We start from the raw sequence: 4,695 nt of genomic DNA, 5'->3' as shown, positions 1-4,695 counted from the left end.
CCAACCCCCGCCGAGTCGGCGCGTTCTAACGAGCCGACTCGGCGTGATTTTCGGTCAGAACGCGCCGACTCGGCGGGTCAGCGGTAGAGGAGGTACTGGCGGCGGGTCCGGTCGAAGGTGGCCAGCTCGTCCCGCCAGGCCGCCTCGACCTCGTCGCCGGTGGCGCCGGCATCGATCTGCGTACGCAGCCTGGTCGATCCGGTGAGCTTGTCGATCCAGAACGGCCGGGCGGTGTCCCAGGAGTCCTGCCGCCAGGCGAACTCGGGATAGAGAGACTTGGCCTTGACCAGCATCTCGACGCCGGTGCGGACCGGGTCGAAGCGGTCGCGGTCCTGGATCGTGACCTGCACCCCGCCGCAGACCTGGCCGGCGAACTTGTTGACCGAGGGATTGAAGTACGCCTCCCGGAACGTGACGCCCGGAAGTCCGGCCTCCTCCAGCGCCGCCGCCCAGCGGTGGTCGACGAACGGCGCCCCGATCAGCTCGAACGGCTTGGTGGTGCCGCGCCCCTCGGAGAGGTTGGTGCCCTCGAACATGCAGGTGCCGGGGTAGGCCAGCGCGGTGTCGGAGGTGGGCATGTTCGGGCTCGGCAGGATGAAGTCGAGCCCGGTGTCGGCGTACAACGTCCGTCGCCGCCAGCCGGAGACCTGGACGATGTCGAGCTGCTCCAGCCGCCCGCCCGCGTGCTCCTCGAGGAATTCGCCGTCGAAGAACCTGGCCAGCTCGCCGACCGACATCCCGTGCTGCTGGACGATCTCGCGGGCGCCGACGCCCGAGGTGTACGCCGCCGTCATCATCGGTCCACGGGCTGTCCCGCCCACGGGGTTGGGCCGATCGAGGACCACGAAGCGCTTGCCGGTCGCGACGGCTGCCTGCATCGCCGTCCACATCGTCCAGATGTAGGTGTAGAACCTGGAGCCCACGTCCTGGATGTCGAAGACGACGGTCTCGACCCCAGAGGTCGTGAACAGCTCGGTCATCTTCGCGACGTTCGCGCCGTAGGCGTCGTAGACGGTCAGCCCGGTGCGCTCGTCGACGAAGGTGCCCTCCGAGCCGCCCGCCTGCGCGGTGCCGCGGAAGCCGTGCTCGGGACCGAAGACACCGGCGATCTGGACCGCGCCGGACTCGTGCATCTCGTCGACGATGTTGCGGAGGTTGCCGAGCACGCCGGTGGGGTTGGTGATGATGCCGACCCGATCACCCGACAGCACCGACCAGCCGTCGGCCGCAGCCCGTTCGGCACCGGTCCGGACGGCCTGGTCTCGCCCGAGCGGCGCGACGGCAGCGCTCGCCGCGCCGGACGAGCCGGTGAGAAGCGGTGCCGCTGCGGCGCCGGCCGCGGCAGCGCCGAGCAGACGGCGGCGGTCGATCCTGGGGACTTCAGTGCTCATGGGGCGCTCCTGTGCCGAGGGGTGAGGATCACCTTGCAGGCTAGCCCTGACGGCACCGTTCGGCAGGTGATTTCCCAGGGGCGGCCGCGCTAGCCGCCGTTCGACTGCCGGATGCCCTTGGCCAGCGCGTCGAAGCTGTAGATGAACCCGCCGGCATCACCGGAGACGGTGACGTACGCCTGCTTGGTCCCGGGCCGGATCGCGACGTTGGTCGCCGAGGTGAGACCGGCCCGGTCGGCGATGGGGACGCGGACCGTCGCGAGCGGCCGGCCGTGCCGGGAGAAGACCCGGATGACCGGCTCGCCGTGGGTGGCCTGGTAGATGTTGCCGGCCGCGTCGACGGCGTTGGAGTCGGTCTCGGTCTCGGCGGGGCCGTCGTCGACCTCGGCGACGGTCCGGGCCGCGACGACCGAGGTGCGCGACCGGTCGAGGGCCAGATGGCTGATCCGGTTCTCCCACAGCGTGCTCACGTAGAGCCCGCGATAGCCGCGGTCGAAGGAGATCCCGTTGGGCGCGGCGAGCCCCGAGGCCAGCACTGTCGCGCTCGACCCGTCCGCCGCGATGCGTACGACCCGTCCCACCGGCTCCTTGGCCGGGTCGAGGTAGCCGGTCAGGTCGGTGACGTAGAGATTGCCCTCGGGATCGAAGGTCAGGTCGTCGGGACTCATCGGGCCGCCCTCGACCGGACCGGCGAAGACCGTGCGCGGGTCGGTGCCGTCGGCGGCGACGCTGCGGATCGTGCCCTGGTAGTCGGTCAGGTAGAGCCGGCCGTCGACCGGGCTCCACTGCGCCGAGGTGTAGCTGCCCACCGAGTCGGTGAAGAACCCGGAGACCTCCCGCGACGCGGTGTCGAGCCGCAGCACCTTGGGCGCCGGCGCGGAGGCGACGACGTCCACGAAGTAGAGGGAGCCGTCGGCGCCGAACGCCGGGCCCTCGAGCAGCGTCATGTTCAGCCCGGGGTGCGGGCTGGTCGCCTTCACCACCTGCGACGCGATGATCTCGCGCGGACGTTCCGGGTGCGCCGAAGCCGAGGCGGGAGCACCCGCGATCACCCCGCTCATCAGGAGGGCGGCAGCGAGGGACGTACGTCGGTTCATCTCGTTCTCCTTCGGATCGTCGACGTGGAAGGTAGCGCATGGATAGTGACCCTCTGGATCCGGATGACCGTTCGTCCCGGCAGATCGACCGTTCGTCGTCGTGTCGGTCGAATTGGGCTGGACACGGGGCTCGTATGTGACCAAGGTCACAGGTCGTCCAACCCCACTTCGACACATCTCGGAGGTGACCCATGCCGTCCTCGTCCAAGGGCTCGTGGATCCTTGTCGGGATCCTCCTGTTCGCGGCAGCAGCGCCGTCGCTCGCGGTGCCGCTGTACGCGAAGGAGGATCCGACGCTCGCCGGATTCCCGTTCTACTTCTGGTTCCAGCTCTTCCTCATCCCCTGCTCCGTCCTGTTCACGACGGTCGCCTACTTCGTCGCCAAGACTGCGTTCCGGCGTGACCGTGCCGCCGCCGGGCGCCCGTGGAAGGAGGGTGGCCAGTGAACGCGGTAGCAGTCTCCGTCTTCGCCTTCCTCTTCCTGCTGGTCACGATCCTCGGCTTCTCCGCCGCGCGCTGGCGCCGGGCGAAGTCCATGGACAACCTCGACGAGTGGGGCCTGGGTGGCCGCGGCTTCGGTACGTTCGTGGCCTGGTTCCTCATCGGAGGCGACCTCTACACGGCGTACACGTTCATCGCGGTCCCCGCGACGCTGTTCGCCGGCTCGGCCGTCGGCTTCTTCGCGGTCCCCTACACGATCCTCGTCTACCCGATCATCTTCGCGTTCCTGCCGAAGCTCTGGTCGGTCTCGCACAAGCACGGGTACGTCACCCCGGCCGACTTCGTCGTCGGCCGCTACGGGTCCAAGTCGCTGGGCCTGGCCGTCGCGGTCACCGGCCTGCTGGCCACCATGCCCTACATCGCGCTGCAGCTGGTGGGCATGGAGGTCGTCCTCGAGGTGATGGGCCTGCAGAGCGACTCCTCGAACTGGTTCATCCGTGACCTGCCGCTCTTCATCGCGTTCGCGGTGCTGGCCGCCTACACGTACTCCTCCGGGTTGCGGGCGCCGGCGCTGATCGCGTTCGTGAAGGACTCGCTGATCTACATCGTGATCCTCGTGGCGATCCTCTACATCCCGTCGCAGCTCGGTGGCTGGGGCAACATCTTCGACACCGTGCAGAACAGCTTCGACACCTTCAACACCGAGAACGCCGACGCGATCGCCGCCGGCGACGCCGCCCCGAAGGCGCTGTTCCCGTCGCAGGCGGCCGGCCAGTGGGCCTACGCCTCCCTGGCGCTCGGGTCGGCGCTGGCGCTGTTCATGTATCCGCACTCGATCACCGGGGTGCTCTCCACGCGCAGCCGCAACGTGATCCGCCGCAACGCCTCGCTGCTGCCGGCGTACTCGTTCCTGCTGGGGCTCCTCGCGCTGCTCGGGTTCGTCGCCCTCGCGGCCGGGGTGATGGTCGGCGACCCGCCGAACCCGCAGCTCGCGATCCCGCAGCTCTTCGAGGACCAGTTCCCGGCGTGGTTCGCGGGCGTCGCCTTCGCGGCGGTCGTCATCGGCGCGCTCGTGCCGGCGGCGATCATGTCGATCGCGGCCGCCAACCTGTGGACGCGCAACATCTACAAGGCCTACCTGAAGCCCGACGCGACCCCGCAGGACGAGGCCAAGCAGGCCAAGATCGTGTCCCTGATCGTGAAGTTCGGGGCGCTGATCTTCGTGCTGGCGCTCTCGAAGTCATACGCCATCAACCTGCAGCTGCTCGGCGGCGTCTGGATCCTGCAGACGCTGCCTGCGATCGTCGTCGGGCTCTATACCCGTTGGTTCCACCGGTGGGCGGTCCTGGCCGGCTGGGCGGTCGGGATGGCGTACGGGACGATCGTCGCGTACGGCGTCTCCTCGCCCACGCAGGAGCACTTCGGTGGACCGTTGGCGCCGTTCCCGGGCACGGAGACGCCGATCTACATCGCGCTCACCGCCTTCCTGCTGAACATCGTCGTGGTCGTCGTCCTGACCCCGATCCTGAGGGCGCTGAACGTGCCGGACGGTGAAGACGCAACCTCGGCTTCGGACTACTCGGTCGACGCCGGAGACGAGGGTGTCGTCGAGGAGCTGAGCTCGACGACGGAGGTCCGCTGAGGGCTGTTGGATCTGATCACAAAGTCCCGCAAACACGTCTCAGAGACGTGTTTTGGGGTGTATTTAGGGTTTTTTGAGGGGGAGGGCACCAAAGCGCAAGCCCCGAAAGGAAAACAAAAAAAAA

Annotated in this window: 4 protein-coding genes; 2 read left to right on the top strand and 2 right to left on the bottom strand. The window is 68.5% G+C overall.

What is annotated here, in order from left to right:
* Window positions 1–77: 77 nt before the first annotated feature.
* Together ACFV9G_RS29610 and ACFV9G_RS29605 are read right to left on the bottom strand one after the other, a co-directional pair.
* Window positions 78–1,391 carry an exo-beta-N-acetylmuramidase NamZ domain-containing protein gene (locus ACFV9G_RS29610; RefSeq protein WP_378733030.1) on the bottom strand — a complete coding sequence of 438 codons (1,314 nt, stop codon included), beginning with the start codon at window positions 1,389–1,391 and terminating at the stop codon, window positions 78–80.
* An 89-nt stretch (window positions 1,392–1,480) separates the two neighbouring features.
* On the bottom strand, window positions 1,481–2,488 hold the full coding sequence (locus ACFV9G_RS29605; RefSeq protein ID WP_378733028.1) for an SMP-30/gluconolactonase/LRE family protein: 1,008 nt from the start codon (window positions 2,486–2,488) through the stop codon (window positions 1,481–1,483).
* A 191-nt stretch (window positions 2,489–2,679) separates the two neighbouring features.
* On the opposite strand from ACFV9G_RS29605, the gene ACFV9G_RS29600 reads away from it, so the two are divergent.
* Together ACFV9G_RS29600 and mctP are read left to right on the top strand one after the other, a co-directional pair.
* The gene (locus ACFV9G_RS29600; protein ID WP_378733026.1) at window positions 2,680–2,934 is read left to right on the top strand and encodes a DUF3311 domain-containing protein; all 255 of its coding nucleotides are present in this window, start codon (window positions 2,680–2,682) and stop codon (window positions 2,932–2,934) included.
* A complete protein-coding gene (mctP, locus tag ACFV9G_RS29595; protein WP_378733023.1) occupies window positions 2,931–4,571 on the top strand; it encodes a monocarboxylate uptake permease MctP in 1,641 nt (546 codons plus the stop codon). Before ACFV9G_RS29600 ends, mctP begins: the two co-directional genes overlap by 4 nt.
* The last annotated feature ends 124 nt before the right edge of the window (window positions 4,572–4,695 follow it).

It is taken from the genome of Nocardioides sp. NPDC059952, assembly GCF_042730435.1.
GTDB lineage: Bacteria > Actinomycetota > Actinomycetes > Propionibacteriales > Nocardioidaceae > Nocardioides.
Note: the sequence above shows the minus strand (reverse complement) of the source record. Positions and strands in the feature narration are given on the sequence as shown.

Bases quoted from the DNA above. Each gene is read 5' to 3' on its own strand.
- ACFV9G_RS29610 (WP_378733030.1), bottom strand. From the start codon at position 1,391: ATGAGCACTGAAGTCCCCAGGATCGACCGCCGCCGTCTGCTCGGCGCT.
- ACFV9G_RS29605 (WP_378733028.1), bottom strand. From the start codon at position 2,488: ATGAACCGACGTACGTCCCTCGCTGCCGCCCTCCTGATGAGCGGGGTG.
- ACFV9G_RS29600 (WP_378733026.1), top strand. From the start codon at position 2,680: ATGCCGTCCTCGTCCAAGGGCTCGTGGATCCTTGTCGGGATCCTCCTG.